Genomic DNA, 25,375 nt, shown 5'->3' with positions numbered 1-25,375 from the left:
CCGCCGCGGAAACAGAGATCTATTGATTTGACCCCTCGCGATCATTGGAAATCCCCTGTAAGACCAAAAATTTAAACATCAGCTGTCGAGCAATCCCGCGCTACGCGCCTCGCCAAGGCAATGCGCGCGACCCGATCAAACCCTTCATTCCTCACCGTAAAATCGGCTTTGCAAAGTCTTGAGTTTCGTCGGATGCAAGGCTTCCTCGATACAGGCGAGGAACATCTCACTGCGTGCATTGACCCGCGCGTGGTCGGCTGGATGCGCCATATCCGTTTGCAGCGCGCGCACGGTTGTCCAGTCGTTCGCACGATCCTTGAGCAATTCGAACAGCGTTCGGCGGTTGTTCGGCGGAGATAACCGGTCGTCCTTATATCGGTGCAACCGGAAGTGAGCGAAAGTAACCTTAGCCGAGATCTTCGCATCCCATAGCGCGTCGGGCAGCGTTAGCAGATCAAGTCCTTGTAGCTCGCCCAATTGCTGGATTTGATTCTGGGCTTCCTGATACTGCTCACGGCCGATCAACTGATACATTCCCCGCGGTCGAAACAGCCAGCCGTCATCCGTCCCGGGCTGGTTGCCGAAGTCGTTGCCTTCGTAAGCGAGCACGAAATCGGCAAGTTCCTTGGGATGATTAAGCAAAGAGTTCACGTCGACCGCGGGCTTGTTGGCAGCCACAAGCCTTACGTTATTCATGTCGATGCGATCGCGCCATTTCTGCGGAAGTTGAGAAACCGCGCTGTAAGAAAAGTTCTCGCTGCTGCGAGTAAAATCGGCGCTGTCGTAAGAGACGGATCCCAAAATATAGGCGAGGATCCGGGGATCGGTTTCCTCGACGCGATCCCATTCCTGCAACAAGGCCTTGACCCGCTCGGCCTGATAGTAGGCCATATAGCTCTTGCGATATGGCGGAACGGGTGGAGGGGCCGGCGACTGACCTTTGCCTGATTTGCTCAGCTGATGCTCGTAGTCGGCGACTTTTTGTTGATATTCCTCATAACCACGCTGTTGCAACCAATTGCTCTCATAACACGCCAGTAATGGCTGCGGCTTGATCTTTGCGGTTGGTTGATATTCCTTCGCTAGCTCGTCGGCGTAGGCGGCCTGCGCAAGCTTGGCATCCTTCAGCGTTTCAAATGCGGTGGCGACCGATCCATTCAGAAGATGGAACAACTTCACCTGCAGGCAGTCTGCATTGCTCTGCCGTTCGCGGGACTGATCGAAGTCGTCCTTCGGCACGCAGTCCCAAAAGCGGCCGCTGCTCAATGAGATGATATCCTCGGTTTTCTGGGACAACGTCCAGCCGAGTGGAAGGCTATAAAACAAGCCTGTGATGTCCGTCCGGCCGAACGTTGGAAAGCGTTGAACACTTGGCGTCACTTCGGCGTCGGGCCGACGGTCGATGCTGGTTGCATGATTGAGGGCGACATAGGTTCGGGAAGTTCGCGTGCTCAGAAGCGCGCGTACCGGCTCCATGAGCTCCCCGAACATGAATGAACCATGGTCACCGAACTGGCCGCTGACGAGGGACAGCAGGTAAATCCTGAATTTCGGCGCATCGGAGGTGCCCTTGATGGCATTAAGCTTCTCAATCAGCTCGAGTGCGGTCTCAATCCCGGAATTCTCCACATATCCGCCGTCCACCAGGCGCGCCTGCGGATGAGAGGTTATGCAGTCATTTTTGACTGAGACGGTCGCCGCGGGCGTCACCCACGGAAAACGTGCGCTTGTGAAAGCGGCTGTGCTGAGCGGAATATGAAGCGAGTGGCTTTTGACAGTTTGGTCGGCCCCAGTGCCCGCACGTTCAAGCGCCGCAAGCACGCATAAGTCGGTGTCTTTCGGATGCTGCGGATCGAAATCGAAGGGAGAGATAACGGCCCGTTTGCCGCTGCCGGCATCTGTCGTGTTGAACAACAGCGCCGGCATGTTGTTGCCAGGCGCCCAATGGGACTGAAAGTCAGCCCTTAGCAGATTGGATTGATTGCCAGTGGCCTTCTGGCTGCCGAGCATCCTGTCACCGGCATTCTCCAAAGTGTATTCTAAAAAGCGCGCGCGATCGAAGGCCGGGATCGCGAACGGTGAAAACATCTGGGTGAAATCAGTAAACAGAAAGCCCGCAACCAACGGCGACAGAAAATCGGTTGCCAAAACGCTTGCAACGCGCTGCTCGACCGGGCCAGGCGCCTCAAGATCTTGGACTCGCCCAACCCCCGCCAGGAAATCAGCGATTTTTGGGCATGTCTTTCCATCGACGATATTCGAATTAAGGGACGTATTTTCGACGTGGAGCGCAGCGGCGAATATTGCCGAACCGACGCTGCCCCCGGATACACCGCTTATCGCAAACAGATGTTGCCGAAATGCCGGACAGAGATCCTGCATCCGCGCAAGAAACCGCGCCGCATTATTGGCGGCATAGATCCCTCCGCCTTGAGCTGCCACAACGAAGACGGGGTATTCGCCGAGCCTCTTGGCTTCCTCAACCCGCGGCTCTTGTAAAAGCCACTCGCGGAATGCGGCGGCTGCGGACATGCGCTCCGTTTCCGGCTGGCTGTTTGCTTCAGAGACAGTACACAGTTCGTGGTCGTCACCTCCCAACAAAGAGGCAAGTAGAAACAGGCCGCCAAAGACAAGCGGAATAAACGGAAAGGTAAATTTGATCGTTAAGAGAGCAAAATGGACCGTGAGACCAAGGACGCAAACCGCAAAGAGGGCGATTACGCCAAACGATCCGACAAGTTGTGCAAGCCTATCAGGCAGCATGAGGAATGCTGCCGTCAACAGCACGATCCCGCCGATCGAGAGCCCGAGAAACCTATACCGGATGAAGTACGCGTTGTTGGCACGGCTCGCGAGATCAATCGAGCGATCTCTTGATCCTATTCGCCAAGTAAATGCCACGAAGCAGACGAGCATGATCAGCATGGCAATTGCGAGGATGAGCAGCATGTTCCGTTCAAACGCAAGCGCCTGATCCTGAATGCGGAAGATACTTCCGACTTCCTCGACCTCGCCAATCTTTCGCGCCGGCCGCGAGGCGAATTGACCTGCTGTGGCGGCGATGATCGGCAGTGCTCCAAGTAGGACGGGAGCAAGTCTTATATAGAAAGCCAGGCGCCCCGAAGGCTTGGGGATTTGTGGCAGGGATGCAGTTGTGAGCTGAAACGCGCTCGCCCAAATCGTTATGGCAATCACGCCCAAGGCAGCGAACTCCTTAAACGTCACCCAACCAAAGTCGTCGGCAGCTATCCGGTAGAGCTCCTGAATCTGATCTGGCAGGTAGAGCAATACTGAGAGGGCTACCGACAGGACAATTATCCATCGAAGGTTGCGCAACAAAGTAAACAGCTGCTCGCGCACAGTCATCGCGTGATCTCCTCAGACATCCATGGAGGTCGCTGGCAAGCTAGTGAAACACGCTCGGGTATCAGGCATTCGCGCCAGCTCACATTAAAAGCATTCTGGCCCAAGCATCAGGGCGAATCGAAACAGATTGAACTACGGTAACGCTCTTAGGTAGCGCGCTTAATATTGTGCACTTCCCTACAGGAGTGTTCCAGGTTTGTCGATGTTTTCTATGCAGCGATCTCAGAGTTTTCCTCCGAATGGCCGCGACTTGCTCATCGCAGCGCAGTCGACGGCTGACGTGTGACTCCCGTTGAGGCGGATGGCAAAGCGTGATCGCAAGCGCTCAGTACGAAACGCACCGTTGCCAGTTGGAGGAATGCGCGCTTTGTCAGCACAGGATGCGAGATGGCCCGCGACTAAGCTGGGATCGAATGGTCCTTCCGAGAGCGACGTCTTGCGGCTTGAAAAAGAGGCCCCGCGCTCTTGTTCAGCGTAAGCGCTGTTCAGTGACCACCTACCGGATGACGGGGCGATCTGCGAGTCTGCGGTTCGGTTTGGACCGTTAGGCTTAGAATGGACACAGTGCATACTGCTATCACGGAGCCGGTGCGGCGGCTTGAGGTCTTCACCGGAGCCGGTCGTCGGCGGAAGTGGAGCGACGAGGACAAGGCGCGGATCGTCGCGGAGATCGTGGCGAGTGGCGACTCGGTGTGTTCCGTGGCTCGACGGCATGGATTGTCGCCGCAGCAGCTGTTTGGCTGGCGGCGTCAGTTGCGAGAAGCTGCAGGCGGTCATTCCGAGGCAGACGAAGTACAGTTTGTGCCGGCGGTGGTGGACGCTGTGGTGCCGGCGCCGACTGCTCGCCAGGAGCGCAAAGCGGTACGCAAGCCAGATAGCGGGATCATCGAGATTGAAGTCGACGGCATCACCATCCGAGCCGGTCGTGGAGCGGACACGGCGATGATTGCCTCGATCGTCCAGGCACTGAAGGCGAGCCGGTGATCGGTCCGTCAGGCGCGGTCCGGGTGATGGTGGCGACCAAACCGGTAGACTTCCGCAAGGGCATGGAGGGTCTTGCGACCCTGGTGCGCGAGAGCATGGGTGCAGATCCATTCTCGGGAGCTGTCTATGTGTTCCGGGCCAAGCGGGCGGATCGGATTAAGCTGGTGTTCTGGGATGGAACGGGCCTGTGCCTGTTCGCCAAGAGGCTTGAGGATGGGATCTTCCGCTGGCCGAAGATCGAGGACGGTGTGATGCGCCTGTCAGCGGCGCAATTGTCGGCGCTGCTGGAAGGACTGGACTGGCGGCTTGTGCACGAGGCACGGGAGACGGCGCCGCCAGCGCAGCCCGGATAACTGTTGGCAGCGCTGCGGCGAAATGAATCGGGAGCGCCGAACGCGTCGCAAGATGGCGGCGAATATGCTCTGATTTGGGTGTGAGCGACGCCCTGCCTGACGATCTCGAGACGCTGAAAGCGATGCTGCTTGCCGAGCGGTGCGAGAGCGAACGGCTGCGTCAGATCATCAAGGAAATGCAGCGTCACCGGTTTGGCCGGCGGGCGGAGACGCTACCCGAAGATCAGATGCTGCTGGGCCTGGAAGACGTCGAGCAAGTCGCCGCGTACGGCAAGACGGCACAGAACGTCAGTGCACCTGAAGGCCGCGATGCGCGAGCTCGCAAGCGCCGCGCCAACCGTGGCGCGTTGCCGGCGCACCTGCCGCGGATCGAGGTCATCGTCGACATCGAGAACAAGACCTGTCCCTGCTGCCAAGGCGAGTTGCACCGTATCGGTGAGGACAGAAGCGAGCGGCTGGACCTGGTCCCGGCGCAGTTCCGGATCCTCGTGACCCGGCGGCCCAAATACGCCTGCCGGGCCTGCGAGGATGGCATCATGCAGGCGCCAGCCCCGGCTAGGCTGATCGAGGGCGGATTGCCGACCGAGGCTACCGTCGCCCAGGTGCTGGTCTCCAAATATGCCGATCACCTGCCGCTCTACCGGCAGGCGCAGATTTACGCCCGCCAGGGCATTGAGCTTGATCGTTCGACGCTGGCGGACTGGGTAGGACAAGCTGCCTTCCACCTGCGTCCGCTGCATGACCGTCTCCTTAGCAAGCTCAGGCAACGGCCAAAGCTGTTCGCGGACGAGACGACGATGCCGGTGCTCGATCCCGGCCGCGGGCGTACCAAGACCGGTCAGCTCTGGACTTATGCGGCGGACGACCGGCCATGGGGCGGCGCTGATCCGCCGGGCGTCGCCTACGTCTATGCGCCCGACCGCAAAGCCGACCGACCGATCGCCCATCTTGCAGGCTTCAAGGGGATCCTGCAGGTCGATGGCTATGCCGGCTATGGCAAGCTCACCGAACGTGGCGACGTCCAACTTGCATTCTGCTGGTCGCACATGCGACGGAACTTCTACGAACTTGCCACACCCGGTCCCGCGCCCATCGCAAACGAGGCGCTTCGGCATATCGCCGAGTTCTACGCGATCGAGAAGGACATCCGTGGCCGTAGCGCCGAGGAGCGCTGCCTCGTCCGGCAGCATAAGAGCCGGCCGGTGGCGGAAGCCTTCGAACGCTGGCTGCGCGCAAAGCTCGCGTTGATCAGTCAAAAGGGCAAGCTGGCCGACGCCATCCGTTATGCGCTCTCACGCTGGGAGGGTCTGACGCGCTTCATCGATGATGGCCGTATAGAGCTCGACAACAACGCCGTCGAACGTTCGATCCGTCCGATCACGCTCAACCGGAAGAACGCGCTCTTCGCAGGCTCCGACGGCGGTGCCGAGCACTGGGCGATCATCGCCTCCTTGGTCGAAACCTGTAAGCTGAATGGCGTCGATCCGCTTGCTTACCTGACCGACGCGCTCACCGGCATCGTCAATGGTCATCCAAACCGGGACATCGACCAGCTACTGCCCTGGGCTTACCGCGCTCAAGCCCTCAAAGCCGTGGCCTAAGAACGACGCTTACTGTTCAGCGTGACTCTGGGCAGAAACGCAATAAACCGGCGCCGGTGCTGCTCTAGGCTGTGGGGCTATGAAATTTGGAAGCTTGCTCTGTTGCGCACCCTGCCCACGGCATCGCCGAAGAATCACAGCATTTCAGGAGCGATGCTCATTAGGAACGAGGACGGGCTCCCGCGACCTGCCGTCAGCCTCTCGTGCTGAAGCTTTCCTCGCGCATGTGACGATTGGAGTTTCTACGCGTTGCTGCAACGAGGTAAGGAAGCAAATCACCAACAAGATGCCGCTGCCGCCGACAGGATGAGCAGTGCGGTGAACGAGAGGGACTTCAGGATCGGCATGCGGGTTCTCCGTGTTGGATAAACCCTCACGAACTTATCTGTGCAGCGCACTGTACGTGCCTGTGCAGAAGATGGGGCCGCCCTAGCGACTACTAATTGTCAAGTAATGCGCTCAAAAGTTGAGCAATAACAATTCCTATACAACGAATTAACACGTCGGAACGTTTCCGTTGATTGATCTATCCTTCCTTGAACTGCAAAACAAGTTCCGCGGCCTCATTTCCGATCTGAAGTCGAAGAAATTCGTCAAAGTTCGGACCGTACCAGTCTCGAGGGAATTCAGAACCGGTCTTCGTCGGCTATTTCTAGAAGCAAGATCAGGACTGACGCCAGATAGGGACACCGAGTTCCTCTCGTGGATTGGTCAGCAGACGAGCGCCCAAGCCGGCGAACTGAGCCACATACCGATCGAATACGATGAGCTTTCAGGGGTCATCGATGCTGTTGCAGTGCCGCTCGAGCGCGAACTGCAATGGATTACCGCAAGAATTCTAAACAATGTTGAGCTCATCAATACTTCACGTGCACTAGCTCAAGAGATTGAAGAGCTAGTTTCCAAACAGAATTTGCGCGAAGCCGTTCATCGGCTCGGCATCATGAACGCGGGCCTTGGCGTCACGCTGTGGGCGGTACAGTTGCGCGTTGCTTTGGAGCAGATGCTCAACGGCCTAGAAGGCCAGAAGAAGTACGTGGCACAAGTGCGGAATGTCTACAAAAGAGGGCTATTGGGATTCGTTGCGTATCATACCGGCGTGCGAAATGAGGAAAAGACAACTTTTCCCAAATTCATCGAGGATATTGTTGCTCGGATTCAGCGACATCAATATTTCACCCCGCCAATTCAACAATACCTCGGCTATCGTCTCGCAAGTATCTGGCCCAATTCGCCGGAAAGGTTAGCAGACGTTCTACGTGTCGAACAAAGCCATTCGTTGTTCGATGTGTATGAGACGTTCGTCGCCGTACTGCAGCAGATCGTGCATGCTCCGGACCTGTTAAATCTTCGGCAGTGCGTCCACGCAGTCCTGCTCACACTTAGTCCCATCGATGACTTTCGTCTTTGTAAGCTCCGAGTTCACCTCGGTATTGTTGCCTCATCAGCACTCCCGCCCCGGGACACCTCCATTTCCGATCCATTACTCGCCGAGGAGATCGTTCCGGCGTTGCGTGCCCTTCGAAGGAACGCGCAACATGTGCGCTCAGTCGACATTTGGCGACAGTTTTACTGTGGCTTTGCTTTGGCAGCGACGCGTCAACGAGCAGTTAGCGCTTTCAAGAAGTGGGATGATGTCCCCCGGTTGCTAGCGACGATTCTCAGACGAGGTGCATCGGCGGACGAAGCTCTTGCCAGCCTTACGAAAGCTTCGGTCAATCTGCGAGCTTTACCAACTATGGCGGGGCTGTCAGACCTATTGGGCCAAATTCGACGAGGCAGACCCGACGATCGATGGGAGCCTTGGTTGATCGGGCTGAACAGCCCCACGCTTGGCGTCGAAGACTTCTCGGAAATAGCAAACCCGGCGGATTGCATAGACCAAAACGCGTTGAGCCGCGTTACGGCGCGCACTTGGCTTCACCTCACCAGCGAGGTGCCTCCTTGCCATCGGATGCAATCTTCGGCGGCACTTATCTTGGTAGCTATCCGCCTTTTGCGAAACACGGAATACCAAGCTGCGCGGGAGTTATTATCTGACCTCAGCGCCTACCCAAATAATGAGGTGCTCGCGGCTATTCTGGCACAAGCGCGTTTGCATGCAACTTCCGCTGTCGGCGATCGCCAAGCCGCAATCGAACTGATTGCCTTTGAAGAAACTCGGACTGACGCGGCAAGGCCCTTCCTCCCGATAGTTCCAGCGATAGACACGTTCGCGTGGGCGGACTACAAGTCGGTTACCAATCCCCTTGCCCCCTCCATTGTTCTCAACCTTCTCTGGGCGCAAGAGCAGCGGGATGCTATCGGCTCGCAATTGAGGTACGCCGCAGGCTCTTTTCTCCGAGGGAGTAAGGCTGAGAAGCCATCTAAGTTGTTCGACTATTCCGGTGAGTACGACCTTAGACAGCTGATCTACTTCCTTAGATTCGTGTGTGTCCCTAACGTTCTAGATGTATCGCGTATCCTAAAAAGCTCGCGTCAAGTGCTTGATGAGCGGATAGCCATCTGTGCGGCGCTTCGCGATCTAGACCCTTCTAACTCTCCAACTTACGAGGCTGAAGTGCTCCAAATTACGGATCAGCAGATTCTTGATGAAGGTCGACAAATCGTGGACCGCACAAGGATTCACGTGGATATTGCTGCTCTGGAACGTTGGGCATTCGGAGAACTGTCGGAGGACTTTGCCCGTTATGGGGACTTACTGTCTCTGCAGATCGGGCCGGAGCAGGGATTTGACGACGTGCTGAAGGAGCTGATGGTCGCACCAGGCCCGCGCCAAACGTTCGTGCCGGAGACTGAGGCCGATGCGGTGCTCTTCAGCATTTTGAGGCGTGTTGGGGAAGAATTTTTGACCAACTCGAGCTTCGGTTTAGACTTCTACTTGAGCAAACGAATTCGGCATCAGTCCTTTATAGGATTGATCCGTGGACCGCTAGAGTTTGCGAACCTGATCACGACGAAGGAAACCGGCGGGAGCGGCTATCGTCGCAACGACGCGCTGCTTTCGAGATTTCGTTTTCTTTCTCCTGAAGCGCTGGGCGATTTGGATAGAGCAATTTCTGAGTTTGCAGCAAAATTCGACGCCCTGCTCTTGGAAGCAAAGGATAGTCGGCTGCATATTCGATCGCCTGAAAAGCCGGCAGGTGTGATTTACCTGGATCTTTCGTCGCAACTTATGACATTGACCCGATCGATCGTGGCTGAAGACACGAACTTCGATGCCTTCTTTTTAACTGCAATGGCGGTGATGTGGGCTGCACTTGAGCCGTCTCTGGCTCAGGCAAGGCTTTTCCTTTCAGAGGATTTAAAGACCCAAATTACCGATGCGTTTGATAAATTCCGGGCGGCGGTCCGAATGATCGCGGAGGATGATCCCGCGTTTCTGGAGATCGATACCGAAATCGGCCTACGGTCCACTGATGTTCAGCGGGCATTGGACGAGGCAGCTACCTGGTTCACCCATTCGAACATAGAGGCAAGCAAGAGGTACTTCACGTTGACTCAGGCGGTCGACATTGCAATCGAATCTGCTTTGAAGTGCCAACGAGCGTTCGAGCCCATCATCGAGAAAACAGTAGAGGAAACGGAGGACATCCGTATTTCCGCATCCAATCTCATTTTTGTTCACGATGCTCTGTTTGTTGCGCTGGACAACGCGCGCGCTCACTCTGGTCTGAAGAAGCCAAAGGTCAGAATCGTGGTTACTCCAGATTTTGCGGCCGGTCGACTAGCTATTGACACCACCTGCGAAACACGATCTGGGAGCACCCCAGCTCGGCTCCGTCAGCTGGAGGAAATCCGTGCTCTCATCGATGCTGGCGCTGTGGGAAGGCGAACTCGCCGTGAGGGCGGGAGTGGGTTCCTGAAGCTAGCCGCAGTCGTCCGCCAATCTGAAAAAGGGGAGCTGACTTTTGGCTTCGGCCAAGGAAGAGACTTTCGGCTTACAGTAGTTTATGCCCTAGTCATCCAGCAGGAAGCGAAGCACTGAGTAGGCTCAACATTCTCCTCGTCGAGGACGAGTCCCCTAAAAGAAGGCACGTCGAACGCTTTCTGCAGCGGTGGTCTTCCACCGTTTCGGCTCGGTTTGCGATGTCCGTCAATTCAGCCTTGGATGCGCTCGACGATTCGTTGCCAGATCTTCTACTTCTTGACATGTCCCTGCCAACGTTCGATGTCGGCGAGAACGAAGCTGGGGGACGCCCACAAGGCTTTGGAGGTGTTGAAATTCTTCGACACATGACCCACGCGGGGATCCGCTGCCCGACCATTGTGATAACTGGCTACGAAGCTTTCCCTACGGCAGCCGGCAAGACCGTCGAACTATCAGAACTTCGAGACAATTTATCCAATGAGTTTCCCGACTTGTTCCTCGGCGTGCTGCATTTCAACTCAACCTACGATGAATGGAAGATTGCTTTGGAGAAGACGCTGGTCGGCCTCGGCTTAAATTCCGGAGAATCTCAGTGAAGATCCTTATCACCGATGACCAATCCAACAGGTACCAACGCCTTGTGACTCGCCTCGAAGCCATAGGCGTCAAGAGAGGAGATATCCAGTTCGTTCAGAGCACCCGACAAGCGCGAGACGTTTTAGAGAAAACATACTGTGACATTCTGATATTGGACATCGTGGTTCCGCTTTGGCCCGATCAAGATCCCGCCAAACAGCATTCTCTTGATCTTCTGTTTGAGCTTCATGAGACAGAATCGATGATCAAGCCAGGTCGCATCGTCGGCCTAACTGCTGATAGAGAGGTGGCAGATGATGCTCTCGGATCATTTATGGATTGGACGTGGACTATACTGGAGTACTCGTCGATCAACGACGAATGGATCGATCGATGTATAAACTGCGTAAAGTATGAAATTGAGCAATCCGAAGCCGGACGTCGGCGGGCAGAATACGGAGTCGACCTGGCTGTCGTTTGCGCATTGGCGTCCCCTGAACTCGAAGAGGTCTTGAAACTACGGCGCGTACTCATAACGCGCGGCCAACCATAGCCGGATAGATGCGAGTTGGATGAAGGCAAGGTAGTTTCCCGCAAGCCTATCGTAGCGGGTTGCCACCCGACGGCATTGTTTGATCCTGTTGAAGAACCGCTCGACCTGGTTGCGGGCACGATAGAGGTACGGGCTAAAGCAGATCGGATCGCTTCGGTTGCTTTTCGGCGGGATGTTGGCCCACGCGCCTTTGTTCATGGCAAGCTCTCTGATCCAATCGGCGTCGTAGCCTCGGTCGGCAAGCAGCATTGATCCGGATTTGAGACCAGACAGCAGTTTTCCGGCAAGTCGAACGTCGTGGGTCTCGCCGGGACTCAACGCAAGCCGTATTGGTAGACCATTGCTATCAACCACCGCATGGATTTTGCTCGTCAGACCGCCACGTGACCTTCCCATCGATTGACGCCAGTTTCTTGTGATGCAGGCCCCATGTTGATGTACGCGAACAATAGAAGTGTCGATCATCTGCACTGCAGCATCACGGGCACCAGCCAGTGCGCTCATGAGCTTGGCCCACACTCCCGCCCGTCGCCAGCGAACGAACCGATTGTAGCAAGTCGTATACGGACCGAAGTTTTCTGGCAGGTCGCGCCATGGCGCTCCGGATCGCAAGACCCAGAAGATGCCGTTGAGGACACGACGGTCGTTCACTCGTGGCACGCCGCGCGACTTATTCGGCAGCATCGGCTTGATGGCAAACCACTCATAATCTGTGAGTTCGTAGCGCATGATTCGGCCCCTTCCGTTGGTGGGCTTGAATCATGGCTCGGCTGTCGCGCTCAACTGGTCGCTATGCACCCGAAAGCAGACCTACTATGCTCATTTTGAGTTTTGTCGTTCATCAACGAATGCAGACATCGGCAATGAGCGGCGCCTATGTGCGGCGCTCGTGCCAAGATCTGCTCGACAACTACGCGAGGCCACCATCCGTCACGCGGCTCACCAACACACGTTCACTGGCCTGAGCCGCCAACCCCAACCGGTCCAAACCCGACGCCATCGCGTGCAACCACCATACGCCGCGTAACTCCAACCGGGCGCTCCCCAGCCGGGCCCCCAGCCAGGTCCTCCCCACCCCCAGCCAGGACCCCATGCGGCCGCGCTGGCGAGCCCGAGGCCGATACCTATTCCTACCGCTGGTGCACCCCAGCCACCCCCGCGCCAACCGCCGCCATGCCAACCGCCGCCGTGCCATCCACCGTGAAAGCCACGTTGGGCGGACACCCCAGTAGGAGCCAAGGCAAGCACGGCTGCAACAGCGAGAGCGAGAAACGGCTTCTTGACCATGACCACCTCCATTCGAGTTGTGCGGCATAAACGCTGCGCGATCAGCTTGGTTCTTATCGCGTCAATCATCAGGACGAGATCAGTGCGTTCGGTAGGCTGAACACCTGCTTATCGGTAAGTGGCAACCGAGCACCCGGTGGGCTCTCCGCGCAGTCCCTGTGGGACATGGATGCTGTCCTATGCAGCAGGCCATAGACGGACCGCGACGATCGAACGATATTGGAAGATCATCAGCTAAATAAAACGCTCGACGATCAAGGGAGCTTGCGAATGTATGCCAACATTCTCTTGAGCACGGATGGATCGGATGTCGCGAGAAAAGGCATTAAGGAAGGCGTCGCCCTGGCAAAGGCGTTGAATGCCAAAGTGACAATCATCACCGTGACGGAATCGCTGCCGGTCGACTATGGAAGCGGACACGCCGGGGGATGGTTTCCCTCGCAGGAAGAATTTGATCGCTTTGACGCGGCAAAGAAAGAACGAGCGGCCAAAATCCTCGATGAAGCGCGGGCCATCGCCGCGAAGGTCGGGATGTCTGCCGAGCTCTTGCATGTTCCTAATGCGCACCCCGCCACCGCGATTGTCGACACAGCAAAGTCCAGAGGTTGCGACCTGATCGTCATGTCCTCTCATGGGCGTCGCGGCTTCAGAAAATTGTTGTTGGGAAGCCAAACGTCGGAGGTCCTGGTCGACGGAAGCGTGCCCGTGTTGGTTGTGCACTAGCGAATGGAGTGCTCGGCCGTCTTCTCTCTACAGCTTCGTTAAAGCGCGCGAGCTGGCCTGACTCGGGGACCCGCATGTCTATCGCAATCTCGGCCCTCGGCGGCGTGGGACTCTTCCTGCTTGGTATGACCGTGATGACGGACGGCTTGAAGTTGCTGGCCGGCTCCGCCCTCCGCACTGTGCTCGCCAAGGCGGCAGCGACTCCGCTGCTCGGCTCCTTCTGGGGCGCGATCGTGACGCTCCTGGTGCAGTCCTCTAGTGCAACAACCATGACGACGATCGGACTTGTGAGCGCAGGTTTGTTGACGTTCCAGCAAGGGTTGGGACTCGTCTTCGGCGCGAATGTCGGCACGACGGCGACGGGCTGGCTGGTTGCGCTGGTGGGCGTGCGTGTCTCGCTCACGTCAGCCGCGCTGCCGATGATCTTCGTTGGCGCGTTGACCAAGCTTTTGACGCGCGGACGAATATCTGGGGTCGGCGCCGCGGTTGCAGGATTTGGGCTTGTGCTTTTCGGGCTGACCACCCTGCAGCAAGGCATGGGCGGACTAGCCGAACGATTGCATCCGGCGGACTTGCCTGCAGTGCTTGCCGGTCCCGAAGCCCAGTCGTGGTCGGGCCTGCTGGGCGTGCTGGCGTTGGTGGGGGCCGGGCTGGTGATGACCGCGCTGATGCAGTCGTCAACCGCCGCGGTCGCGGTTACGTTATCCGCCTACTACGCCGGTGCGATCGGGTTGGACCAGGGCTGTGCGCTGATCATCGGCCAAAATATCGGGACAGCGACGAGTTCCGCATTGGCGGCGATTGGTGCGAGTACCACCGCCAAGCGGCTCGCCATCGCCTATGTCCTTTTCAAGCTTGTCGCCGCCATCATCGCGCTGATGTTCTTTCCCGTCGTCATCCCTCTGCTCGTGCGTGGCTCAAACAGTATCGACGGCGTCACACTGCTGGCTGGGTATCACACCGCGTATAACGTCGTCGGGGTCGCGGTCCTATTGCCTCTGGTCGACTGGTTCACGCGACTAGTCGAGCGCATTTTGCCGGAGCGTGGCTCGCCGCTCACGCGATGCCTCGATCCCTCGGCCCTGGCTACACCTGTCGTCGCGGTGGAAGCGGTGCGTCGAACGATCGCGCGTGTGCTCGCAAAGCTATGTGGTGCGATCGAGGCGGCATTGGCCGGCCGCGCTGAGCCAATACGTCTTGGGGACGCGGCATCGGTACAAGAAGCGGCCGATGCCCTGCGTCAGGCGCGAACATTTTTATCCGACGTCAGGGGACCATCTGAGACTGGCGACGAGCAACGGCGACGCACGAGCACATTGCACGCACTCGACCACACGTCTCGACTGACGGAAATCGCGAAGGCAGGAATTCACGCCAATTCGAAGAATGGCGGACCGGAGGAAATCCGCGCTGCGGAGCTGTGCATGGAAGCGATGCGAAGCGCCGCCACGATTGCGCAGGAGGTGGCGGGCTCGCCCCGCACCACTGACTTGCCGCAAATCATCGAAGCCGAACTCCGCGCCGACGTCGGTCGGCGCGTGAGCTCGACTGACCAGGCCCTGGCCGAGCTGGAGCATTGTACGACACAACTTCGGGGCGTGTTGCGCACTCACCGCAGTTCGACTGTCGGGGCAGTCGCCAATGCAACACTCACCGCCGACGCGGCGCTCACTCGCGTCGAAGCGGTCCGAAACATCGAAGCGCTCTCGCATCACGCCTGGCGCTCTGCAGCCCATCTTGTCGGTCGCGGCTAGAGGCTACGTGGCGTTACGTCGGATGATCTTCAGCACAAGGAGACCCATGCCAAAGGCAAGCGCGATAATTCCGGCGACAAGACATCCGTTTGAACCGGACTCGAACCCGATCGCGATACCGAGGACGCCGAGAACGATCAGGACCAATCCCCCGAACTTCTTCAGCAGTAGCGTCGAGCTGTCTGCAGTGTACGCGGCCATGATAAATCTCCCGCTCTGCAGCACTAAACTATCATGCTTGCGCCCTGAAGCTAGACCCGGTCGCATGTTACTGCACGCGCGGCTTCGTTTTTCTAAATTCGCGCATCTGGACGCTCGCACCAGCTCCGTCCCGCATATGACAGTTGGTCTTACTCAAACTGCGGTGAGAGGGTCACATCTCTTAATTGTGAATGGGCGGTCGGCGTTTGAGGCGGCGCCGGATTTATCAGTTCTGTGTTAGATTTTGGGCTCACGCATCAGAATGCGTGAAGGGGCGGGACATCACATCGTTGCGGGAGAGCTCCATGTCGGATCTAGTCGCGATTGTGTATCCATCCGAAGCCAAAGCAGAAGAAGTTCGGCAGAAAATCCTCGAGCTCCAGAAAGAGTATCTGATCGCGATCCAAGATGCCGTGATCGCGGTCAAGACCGGCGAAACGGTCAAACTCAATCAACTCGTGAACACCACCATGGCGGGTGCCGCAGGAGGAAGCTTCTGGGGACTGCTGTTCGGAATCGTGTTCCTTAACCCCCTCATTGGCGTGGCGCTAGGTGCCGGCGCCGGCGCATTGGGCGGCGCGCTGACTGATTTCGGTATTAACGATCAGTTCATGAAGGACCTCAGCTCGAAGGTGAAATCCGGAGATGCCGTTCTGTTCCTGCTGATCAAAAGCATGACTGCAGACAAGGTCCTCAACGAAATCAAGGATGCGGGAGGGACCGTCCTGAAAACCTCTCTCGACGAAAAGAAAGAACAACATCTGCGCGACACCCTTGCCGCGGCTACTCAGGCCAAGGCTGCCTAGTCATGTGAGGCAAAGCCGAAAGGTTGGAGCTGAACACGAGAGCGCTTGTCGTGTTCGGCCGACGTCCTTGCCGCTGACCAGGTCAGTTGATCCGTAACGCCGGGTCAGCGCGCGAGCGGCAAAGATGGTTGCGCAGTTTCGCGTGCGAAAGGGTTGGCCGAGCTCCGTTTGGCGAGTTCTCTTTCTGGGCGGTCAAGTTCTGGGCGGTCAAGAACCAAGGTGGAAATCATGCGGAAATCAATTTTTTGGATGCTCGCTCTTGGGGCCGCGTTGGCGGTGGTGACGACGACGGGCAGTCGCTCGCATGCCGGAATTATCGGAGCACCGCTCGGCCTGCATGAGGCCGCCGGTGATCTTGGGCTTGCTGAGACTGTCCAATTCCGCTGGAGGGGCCACGGCTATTGTTGGTACAGCCGCGGGTGGCGCGGCGCCGGCTGGTATCGGTGTGGCTTTAATTGGCGGCGCGGCCATGGCTGGGGTGGTCCTGCCGGCTGGCATGGATGGCGGCACCCAGGCCGCCCGGTGGCTCGTCCGCCGAAGCCGGGCAGGCCAGGAATCCAGCGTCCACGACCGCTCCCCGACAGGGTGCCGGGTCGGCCGGGAGCCCGGCCATTGCCTGACAGGATGTGATGGATACGCTCTCGCCGCCTAAGCACGCGCGCTGGCCCTACATATCGACCGGGCATCTGCCTGAAGCGGGTACGGTGCAGGACCTCGTGCGCGAAGCGCACGCCCGCTTTCGATCGAACAATGAGGGCGAGAACTCCAAGGTGTACCCGACGCTCGAGCGAGCGCCGAGCGACCTGTTCGGCGTGTGCATTGCCGATACCAGTGGGCAAATCTACGCCGCCGGAGATACCGACTACGAGTTCACGATCATGAGCGTGTCCAAGCCGTTCGTCTTTGCGCTGATTTGCGACGTCATCGGACCCGAGGAAGCGCGCGACAAGCTTGGTGCCAATGCCACTGGCCTCGCCTTCAACTCGCTCGGGGCGGTCGAAAAGACGCCGGACGGGCGAACCAACCCGATGGTGAACGCCGGCGCGATCGCGACGACCAGCCTGGTTCCCGGGGCGTCGGGGGCGGACAAATGGAAGTTCATCCGTGACGGCCTGTCGAAATTCGCAGGCCGAACCCTGCTGCTGAACGAGGAAGTCTATGCTTCGGCATCGGCGACTAACTTTCGTAACCGGGGCCTGGCCCGCCTGCTACAGAGTTACGATCGCATCTACAGCCACCCCAAGGAAGCAACCGACCTTTATACCCGCCAGTGCTCGCTGAACGTCTGCGCAAGGGACCTTGCCGTGATGGGCGCGACGCTCGCCGACGGTGGCGTCAATCCGCTGACCAGGCAGCGTGTGGTCGATGTGTCCGTTTGCCACTACACGCTCGCCGTGATGGCGACCGCGGGACTGTACGAAACCTCCGGAGACTGGCTCTACGACATTGGGCTGCCGGGCAAAAGTGGCGTCGGCGGCGGCATCGTTGCCGTTTCGCCCGGCAAGGGCGGCTTCGGAACCTTCGCTCCGAGGCTCGATGCCGCCGGCAACAGCGTCAAGGGACAACTTGCTGCAAAATTCCTGTCGCAGAACCTGGGAATGGATTTGTTCGTCTCGAACGCTGAAACGTAAGGCGGTCGCAGTCCGCCGCGCCGACCCTGAATAGGAGATTGGCCATGTCGGTACAAGCCGTTCCAGCCTCACACGTGGAGTCGGAGGTGCGCGCCTCCTGGGTGCCGATGATCGCGATCGCGCTCTCCCAAATCATCATGTCCTTCAATGTCGCGGCTCTGCCGGTGTCGTTGGGCGGCATGGTGAAGAGTTTTGGCGTTCCGCCGACGACGGTAGCGACCGGCATTGTGGTCTACGGGATGCTCGTCGCGGGCCTGGTGATGCTCGGCGCGAAGCTCCTTCAGCGCTTTGGTCCGAGCCGGGTTTTTCGGATCGCGGTCGTCGTGTTCTGCGCCTCCCAGGTTTTGATGACATTCAGTCCCACCGCGACTCTGATGATCACGGCGCAAGGGCTGATAGGGGCATCCGCGGCCATTATCGTGCCGGCGCTGGTCGCGCTGATCGCGGAGAATTATCGCGGAGAACAGCAGGCTACGGCCGTGGGCGCGCTTGGTTCGGCGCGCGCGGCTGCCGGTGTGCTCGCATTCATCATCGGGGGTATCTTCGGTACCTATATCGGCTGGCGCCCGGTATTCGGGATTTTGATTGCGGTGTCGGCGATCGTTTTTCTGCTGAGCTTTAAACTCAAGGCGGACGAAGCACGTCCCGACGTGACCATCGACATGGTCGGCGTCCTACTGGCCGCGGCCGCGATCGTTTTCATGGTGTTCGGATTCAATAATCTGAATCGATGGGGCCTTACGCTTGCCGCGCCTAACGCGCCATTCGACCTGCTGGGGATGTCGCCGGCGCCGATCCTGATCGTGATCGGTATTGTCCTCGGACAGGGCTTCCTGATGTGGACGCGCAAACGCCAGGAAACCGGAAGAACCCCGCTGCTTTCACTTGAGGTCCTCGACTCTGTCGAGGAGCGCGCGGCGGTGTACGCTATGTTTGCTGTCGTCGCGCTTGAAGCGTCCCTCAATTTCACAGTTCCGCTCTACATCCAGATCGTGCAGGGCCGGACGCCCATTGCGACCGCGATCGCGATGATGCCGTTCAACCTCACGGTCTTCTTCGCCGCGATGCTGATCGTGCGGCTTTACGGCCGTCTGGCGCCGCGCCAGATCGGCCGCTACGGCTTCACGCTCTGCGCCATTGCGCTGGTGTGGCTGGCCTTCGTGGTCCGCAATAATTGGAACGAGTGGCCGGTGCTGCTCGGCCTGATCATTTTCGGCATCGGGCAGGGTTCGCTGGTCACCCTGTTATTCAACGTGCTGGTGACCTCCTCGCCGAAAGAGCTCGCGAGCGACGTCGGATCGCTGCGCGGCACCACACAAAATCTCGCTTCCGCCGTCGGAACGGCCACAGCCGGCGCATTGCTGGTTGGCCTCCTGAGCGCGATTGCGCTCGGCAGCATCGCGGCGAGCCCGAAGCTGACGCCCGAGCTGCAGGCGCAGGTCGATCTCGATAGCATAAACTTCGTCAGCAATGATCGGCTGCAGGCCGTATTGTCCGGCACCACAGCAACGCCGGGGCAGGTCGCCGAAGCCGTGCGGATCAACACGGAATCTCGACAGCGCGCTTTGAAGATCGGTCTTTTGATCCTGGCCGGTCTGGCGCTCCTCTCGATCATTCCGGCCGGACGTCTGCCCGACTATCGGCCGGGCGAATTGCCGGATCGACCGACGCGGAAAGGGAGTTGACGCAACTTGGCGACTAGGTGGGTTAGTCACCGGATTTGAAACTGCTCGAAGCGGGGCGTTTTGGAACAACAGCCGCCAATCCGCGAAGTTAGCCCGCCGAAAGAGTAAGGCCGCCTCAGTTGCCGCCCTAACCTTGATCTAACGCAAGGATTCCGCTGCGTGGGGCCAGACAATCGGCTCATGGCCGGTCCCGACAAGCAGAGCGAGGCAGAGGAAGCCAAACCCTCCCGGTTGGAGGAGGCTCGGCGCGTGATCGAAGAGTACGCGAACGGTCTCCGGGAAATACTCCGGAAGTTACGGCGCAAGATGAACTAAGACCGCCTCGGTTGGTAGCCTGCTCGTGAGCCCTTCTCGGAAGTCCCGGCAGATCTTATGAGTACGCACCCTAGACTGGGGATGGTCAAGTGCAAAACCTCTCGACGATACTCAGTTTTACTACGAGGGAAAGTTGACCATCGATGGGACTCATATCTCAGTTTGTGCTGCGGCAGCAACACGAATGGGCATGGTCTCGACAGCGCTGTTAAGCGCGAAGGTAATTGAGAAGCTGCGACCAAAGCTCATTGTGATGTGTGGAATATGCGCGGGTGTTAGAGGGAAGGTTGATCTGGGAGACGTGTTATTAGCCGACCCAGCGTGGGACTTCCAGAGCGGTAAGCGTGTCAAGGATAGGGAAAATAGTTCGTTCTCGATTGCTCCGCATCAGATACCTGTACCTACGAAGCTTCGGATTCATGTTGAGCAGCTACGCGCAAATCATGCGTCATTGAGTCGGATAGCTCAGAAATTTGGCGAAGAAGCTCTTAGAATACCTAGGATCCTGGTGGGACCGGTAGCATCCGGCTCCGCCGTTCTGGCTGACGGAGAGGTCATTCAACAGATAAAGGAGCAACAGCGAGACTTGTTGGGAGTCGAGATGGAGGTCTATGGTCTCTATGCTGCGGCTCATTCATCATCGTCGCCGCAGCCACAGGCTTTTGCCTTGAAGGCGGTATGCGATTTCGCAGACCCCGATAAGAACGATAAAGCACAGCGCTTCGCTGCATTTACGAGCGCTAACGTTCTCAGTCTGCTAATAGAGAGATTTGGTGTCCGCTTGCTCCAAGACGTTTGAGTTTGGATGTGTAGGGAATGGTTGATGTAATAAGGCCGTCTGAGACTTTTGCGAAGGTAGACTGATTGTACATAACCCTTCGATCATCAGTCCCTACAAGTCCCTGATCGGGTCTTTTGCATTGCTGAGGAAGTGATCTCCTTTCCGACGGATTAAAATTCAGCACCGACCACCCCTTTTCATAATGGCTTTGAGCTTGCCCCCAAGTTTTATCCAATCCTGAGTTCGCCCTGGCGGTTGGATTTGGGCGGTGGGCGCGAGGACGTAAAAGTCGACCTGAGGCATCCCCTTTTGTTCAGATCGTGGCAAAATCGTATTGCACGACGAAGACGAAGAAACTACTCTTGAGGGAATTGTGATCTCGTGCCGACCTGATATTGCGCAGATTCGCCCCTTGCGAGAATGCGCGAGCGATTGATGCTACTGGACTGGGCCGCATTCGGGGCAACGAAAGATTGGAGTGTTCCCGAGGCGCCCGAAGACTCCTGAAAGATCGGTATGAACTCTGGGATCAGTAAAGGAAACCGAACTCTCACCATAGCTGTTATTGATGCTCCATACGACGCGACCGCATTGGCAGGTGCACTTGCGAACAGTCCTGTCAGCCTCGCCGACGGAAGCTGCGACAGTAGTCCGAATAGTGCGTGTGATCACGGCACATTCATCGTGGGGCTACTGGGCGCGCGTCCAGACACCTTGATGCCCGGCTTGTGCCCTAACTGCCGGCTCCTGCATTATCCATTGTTCGTCGATGCGAATTCGCCATCCGCCAGCGTTGACGAACTTGCGACTGCGATTGCAGTAGCTGTTAAAAAAGGGGCTCGGCTTATCAATCTCAGCCTCGCGATCGTCGGTACAGAGTCCGGCATCAACCGGCGGCTTGCGGCCGCCTTAGATTTTGCCGAAGCAAATGGGGTTCTCTTGCTAGCGGCAGCCGGAAACCAGGGCGGTCTCGCCATTGGACAGCTTTTGACCCACCCAGCCGTCATACCGATCGTTGCTCTGGATGCGTCGCAGAGCTTACTGCCGGAATCCAATTTCGGTCCCGAGATATCCAATCGCGGGGTTGCCGCGCTTGGACGAATGCCGGGCTATGTTCGCGGCGGGGGCATTACCGTGATGTCGGGGACGAGCGTCGCTACCGCGGTCGCAACAGGCATTCTGGCGCAAGTGTGGTCGGCGCGACCGGATATTGATAGCGCCACGCTACGATCCGCCCTGGCAGGCCTTAGTCCGCGCAACGGATCGAAGCCGCCCATGTTGACCCGCGAAATCGTGTCGGCGACGCTCGATCGGATAGTTCCGACTGCACTTGCCGCGACCGGAGCTGTCGAGATGAGAAATTATGCGAGCCTGCAGGGAGCGACGACGATGGCCTATGGAAGTGAACAACCGGCTCCATCTCAGGTGGCTGGCTTGATCGCAAAACCGCAGACGGTGACACCAGCGGGATGCGGCTGCGGGGCTCCAGGCGGAGCTTGTACCTGTCATGGAGGCCAGCCTGGGCGCAGCGGCTTTGTCTACGCGATTGGCACGATCGAGGCGGACTATCCAAACGCGGCCATCGAGCGGGAGATGCAAGCGCTGGCTCTCCATCTGGGCGTGGAGTTCTCGCCCGATCGAGACCTCACCAAAAGACCAACCGAGGATCGACAATGGCAGCATGCGGTTTTGTCGAAGGACCCAAAGCTAACCAGGTATATCGCGCGGCAATTGCGTTGGCGCCTGACGATCGAGGATTTTCCTGTCTTCGTGCTCAATCCGAGCGACCCGAGCTACTTCGACGACCTGATCGACGCCTTAGAGCGGCCTAAATACACCAAACCCGAACGCCGCGGAGGCAAGAAAGCCGCGAAGGAAGCGCCGCCGGTTGAGGCCCCCTCGATCAACGCCGAGGACCTGGACGTTGTAATCGGTGTCGCGGGGGCGCAGACGCCGGACGGAATCGCGGTTCAGGTGGACCAGATTTTTCAAGTGAAGCGTAATCAGCTTAGCCTAGACGGATTGCCCTCGTTCTCGCAAGTGGCCGACAATCATGGTCTATCAGACCAAGATCGCGCCTATAACTTCCTGGCGGCGCGCTACACGCCACCGGCGAGCCAAATCGATGGATACGAGCTATCGGGCATGCGCGTGATAGCGTCGCGGCTCGGCGCCGATATTGGCCGCATTATGAGAGCTATTTATACGTTCAGGAACGCTACTGCGTCCGAAAAGGAGTACTTCGTGCGCGTCGATGTGACCCACGAATTCCCGATGATTGTCAGCCCGATGCAGCTGTATCTGGAAAGAGGAGAGAGATTATGAGATTGATGCCTACGATCGATGACGACATGGTTTTTCAATTTCGGCGCACAGGAAAGCAGCGCGCTTCATATCGGCCGGTACGAGGCGGCCACATGGCTGCCGCCCAACGGGTTGTGATGCAACGAAGCCCCGGATGCTCGTTTGCCGGTCAGGGATGCATCACACGCAGGGGAGAGGCAGGTATTTGTGACGGGCACCTCAATTGCATTGCTGATCCATTTCCTGGCGGGTTTCAACTCTAGCAAGATCGCCGCGTTCCCGCCGGCCTCAAGGCAGGCTTTACTCTCGCCGGAAGATTCAAGCCACCTCCTTGCCTGTCCTTGGAGGCGGTCTTGCTTATGGAGAGACGCGTGTTATCAGTTGCAATTCACGGCTCTTCAGTTGGTCGATCGCCAAGACGGCTAGCTGCTCGGCATAGCTCGTGGTCGTGGCGGTGACGCGATTTAACACGAGAAGATCGCCTCTAGCCTTTGAGCCGATGGCGACGCGCGCTCCCCCAAGCGCCGCGCCGGAAAAGACAAAACCCTTGAGCGCCGAAAGAGCCGCCAACCCCTTGCCTTTGGGAGCAAGGGCAAGGCCTACGGTGACTTGGTGAGCGTCCGTACGCCTCAAGGTCCCTGTTGCCGAAGCATCCGCGACCTGGAACGCGTTCCCGACCGGAGCAAATACCACTTTCGGCATCGCGATGAGGTCGATCATAGTCGTGAAAGTAAGCTTGTCAGCCATGACCGGAGCGCCACTACCGCCTGGATCGGCTTTGTTGGCTGCCAGACCATCAAAGAAACTCAGTTCAAAGAAGGTGTATACGGTGTTATAGATTCCTACGCGGCCGGCGATCGGATAGATATAATTCGGGCTGAAGGCAACGTGTCCGTCGCAATACTGATCTCCGTTGGGTTTTGGCGTGTTCAATTCCCGGAGCAGAAAACCGACCGTGTCGGTTATCGTAAATGTTCGCTCGTTTTGCCGCGTCCGGTTACCGTCCCCAGTGAGGCCGAGCGTAAATTTATTTAGCCATGGCCCGACGAAGTTGGCGGTTGCGCCGAGATTGTTATCTTCGGTCATCGTAAGATCGAAAGTGTACCCGACGCCGGCGGAGTAGATGACCTCGAAAACATTCCGAATCTGAGCGTGGGCGGCGTCAGGAAATGAACGACGCGCGTCGAAGCTAGCCATCGAGTCGCGGTTCTCATTAAATTGCGCGAGAAGATCGGCGGCGATCGCACTATTGCCATGGACGGCCAGATCCGTGAGATATTTGATTATAACATCCCTTGCAGCATCGCGTGTTTCGCATCGGATTTGCTTTACGATGTCGGCTGTACTGAGCCCGGTTACGTCCTCGGGCACCGGGTGAATGGCGCAGCCAATCAGCAGCGCCGCCGCGGCAATAGCCGCAATAAGCCGGATCCACATTTGCTGGACGCTCCTAATAATAAGACGAACTAACTTTAAAATACATTCTCAACCTTGCCGGTTGCGATGAGATACTATTCTCCCTCTGCGAGCAACATGCGCCGATGGAACGAACTTTGAAAAGTGCGAAATGTTGCCGTGAAGCAACATTAAGCGAGATCTATGGCCTTCGTCTCACGGCGCCGAATGAGGGGGCTTATCTCAACGACACCGGTTTGTGTCTCATGTGGAGCGCTTGCAGTCGAGAGACCTCCCCAACAATGTCAGATCGGGACTGCTGCCGTTTCGCACCGCGGCTGCGTCCAAATTCAATTGCAATACACTCAGCCGCGGAACGACCGGTTAGCTATGGCAACACCAAGAAAGGCGAACACTCGAGAGTGCGAACTCAGATTGTCGAAGCCAAGTGCTTCCTGATCTACCCTGAAAAAGGAGAATGAACCGGGGTTGGTTTCATGGCTCAAGTCGTTACTAACAAACGATCCTGTACCACAACTTTCGCGTTTGATGCATCGATGTCCCAGGCCAGCCAGCGTTGCGTTTACTTCATCCATCTCGCGCCGTCATTCCAGCGGTCGTCGGACGGCTTCGCCGGACGACGAAGGATTTCTTTGGTTCGTTGGGACGCGGGAAGTCAGGCCAGGAATGGTGCCGGCCGCGCGGCCGCTATGTGATGATCGACTTATCCGCTCCCGCCATCGCGGTCCCCGACTCCGTCGCCTCCGCCTCCATCCCCTTCGCCTCCGCCTCCGTCGCCTCCGCCATCACCACCTTCAGAGCCTGAATCTGGAGCCGTCTCTTCTTTTTCGGACAACGCCTCTCCGTCGTTGTTGTTTAGATAGTCTTCGGGGCCAGGCGTTGAGTCCTTCAGCTGCTGTTCCATTTGCTGGAGTTCGGCATCTGTCGCAGGTTGATTGTGCGCTCCTCCCAACGCTGGTACGCGTCGGCTACGATTTGCGGGAGGTCTTGGAATTTCCGGTGTGAGTGGCGGGGTAATTCTCCCCACTTATGGCATTTGAAAATTCCCCAGTTTTCGTGACGGCCCACCGTCCAGGGCATGCCCTGGACGGTCGGGCGCAATACTCATTCCCATAGAGAGGCCTCATTACTGGTTTCCGGCGAACGATTTCGAGGGGCGCATGATCGG

Annotated in this window: 16 protein-coding genes and 1 pseudogene; 13 read left to right on the top strand and 4 right to left on the bottom strand. The window is 57.8% G+C overall.

The genetic code is table 11. The features are described from left to right. Positions 1–144: 144 nt before the first annotated feature. Positions 145–3,366 (bottom strand): hypothetical protein, encoded by a 3,222-nt coding sequence (locus BM222_RS16090; RefSeq protein ID WP_244547151.1) that lies wholly within the window; start codon positions 3,364–3,366, stop codon positions 145–147. 555 nt (positions 3,367–3,921) lie between these two features. Between BM222_RS16090 and tnpA the strand changes: the two genes are divergently transcribed. The 6 genes from tnpA (at position 3,922) to BM222_RS16060 (ending at position 11,304) form a co-directional block, all read left to right on the top strand. After that, positions 3,922–4,350, top strand: a complete 429-nt coding sequence (gene tnpA / locus BM222_RS16085; protein ID WP_092229205.1) for an IS66-like element accessory protein TnpA — start codon at positions 3,922–3,924, stop codon at positions 4,348–4,350. After that, positions 4,347–4,703: an IS66 family insertion sequence element accessory protein TnpB gene (tnpB, locus tag BM222_RS16080; RefSeq protein ID WP_092229204.1), complete on the top strand. Its 357-nt coding sequence runs from the start codon at positions 4,347–4,349 to the stop codon at positions 4,701–4,703. Before tnpA ends, tnpB begins: the two co-directional genes overlap by 4 nt. A gap of 122 nt (positions 4,704–4,825) precedes the next feature. Beyond that, positions 4,826–6,304, top strand: a complete 1,479-nt coding sequence (gene tnpC / locus BM222_RS16075) for an IS66 family transposase (protein ID WP_092229277.1) — start codon at positions 4,826–4,828, stop codon at positions 6,302–6,304. Positions 6,305–6,821: 517 nt separating this feature from the next. After that, positions 6,822–10,292, top strand: a complete 3,471-nt coding sequence (locus BM222_RS16070) for a hypothetical protein (protein WP_092229203.1) — start codon at positions 6,822–6,824, stop codon at positions 10,290–10,292. Positions 10,293–10,393: 101 nt separating this feature from the next. After that, the gene (locus BM222_RS16065) at positions 10,394–10,771 is read left to right on the top strand and encodes a response regulator (RefSeq protein WP_244547150.1); all 378 of its coding nucleotides are present in this window, start codon (positions 10,394–10,396) and stop codon (positions 10,769–10,771) included. Beyond that, complete coding sequence (locus BM222_RS16060; RefSeq protein WP_092229201.1) at positions 10,768–11,304, top strand: DNA-binding transcriptional response regulator; 537 nt, start codon at positions 10,768–10,770, stop codon at positions 11,302–11,304. Before BM222_RS16065 ends, BM222_RS16060 begins: the two co-directional genes overlap by 4 nt. Here BM222_RS16060 and BM222_RS16055 read toward each other — a convergent pair. Then, positions 11,269–12,033: an IS5 family transposase gene (locus tag BM222_RS16055; protein ID WP_092229200.1), complete on the bottom strand. Its 765-nt coding sequence runs from the start codon at positions 12,031–12,033 to the stop codon at positions 11,269–11,271. The two genes, BM222_RS16060 and BM222_RS16055, sit on opposite strands and share 36 nt — an antisense overlap. Positions 12,034–12,861: 828 nt before the next feature. On the opposite strand from BM222_RS16055, the gene BM222_RS16045 reads away from it, so the two are divergent. Next, complete coding sequence (locus BM222_RS16045) at positions 12,862–13,314, top strand: universal stress protein (protein ID WP_092229199.1); 453 nt, start codon at positions 12,862–12,864, stop codon at positions 13,312–13,314. Between the two features lie 74 nt (positions 13,315–13,388). Continuing rightward, the gene (locus tag BM222_RS16040; protein ID WP_092229198.1) at positions 13,389–15,068 is read left to right on the top strand and encodes a Na/Pi cotransporter family protein; all 1,680 of its coding nucleotides are present in this window, start codon (positions 13,389–13,391) and stop codon (positions 15,066–15,068) included. A gap of 3 nt (positions 15,069–15,071) precedes the next feature. On the opposite strand, the gene BM222_RS16035 is transcribed toward BM222_RS16040, so the two are convergent. After that, a complete protein-coding gene (locus tag BM222_RS16035) occupies positions 15,072–15,269 on the bottom strand; it encodes a hypothetical protein (protein ID WP_092229197.1) in 198 nt (65 codons plus the stop codon). Positions 15,270–15,574: 305 nt separating this feature from the next. On the opposite strand from BM222_RS16035, the gene BM222_RS16030 reads away from it, so the two are divergent. The 5 genes and pseudogenes from BM222_RS16030 (at position 15,575) to BM222_RS16010 (ending at position 22,812) form a co-directional block, all read left to right on the top strand. Next, entirely contained in the window at positions 15,575–16,075 is a 501-nt protein-coding gene (locus BM222_RS16030) for a DUF1269 domain-containing protein (RefSeq protein WP_092229196.1), read from the top strand. Between the two features lie 629 nt (positions 16,076–16,704). After that, positions 16,705–17,706 carry a glutaminase A gene (glsA, locus tag BM222_RS16025; RefSeq protein WP_092229195.1) on the top strand — a complete coding sequence of 334 codons (1,002 nt, stop codon included), beginning with the start codon at positions 16,705–16,707 and terminating at the stop codon, positions 17,704–17,706. A 44-nt stretch (positions 17,707–17,750) separates the two neighbouring features. Further along, positions 17,751–19,391: an MFS transporter gene (locus tag BM222_RS16020; RefSeq protein ID WP_092229194.1), complete on the top strand. Its 1,641-nt coding sequence runs from the start codon at positions 17,751–17,753 to the stop codon at positions 19,389–19,391. A gap of 442 nt (positions 19,392–19,833) precedes the next feature. Continuing rightward, positions 19,834–20,505 (top strand): annotated as a pseudogene (locus tag BM222_RS16015) (5'-methylthioadenosine/S-adenosylhomocysteine nucleosidase family protein); the annotation flags it as partial. A gap of 498 nt (positions 20,506–21,003) precedes the next feature. Further along, the gene (locus tag BM222_RS16010; protein WP_092229192.1) at positions 21,004–22,812 is read left to right on the top strand and encodes a S8 family serine peptidase; all 1,809 of its coding nucleotides are present in this window, start codon (positions 21,004–21,006) and stop codon (positions 22,810–22,812) included. A gap of 336 nt (positions 22,813–23,148) precedes the next feature. On the opposite strand, the gene BM222_RS16005 is transcribed toward BM222_RS16010, so the two are convergent. Next, positions 23,149–24,228: a Y4kA family protein gene (locus tag BM222_RS16005; protein ID WP_092229191.1), complete on the bottom strand. Its 1,080-nt coding sequence runs from the start codon at positions 24,226–24,228 to the stop codon at positions 23,149–23,151. Between the last annotated feature and the right edge of the window lie 1,147 nt (positions 24,229–25,375).

It is taken from the genome of Bradyrhizobium sp. Gha (assembly GCF_900113735.1).
In the GTDB taxonomy this organism is placed as follows: domain Bacteria; phylum Pseudomonadota; class Alphaproteobacteria; order Rhizobiales; family Xanthobacteraceae; genus Bradyrhizobium.
This window is presented reverse-complemented; position numbering and strand designations above follow the sequence as displayed.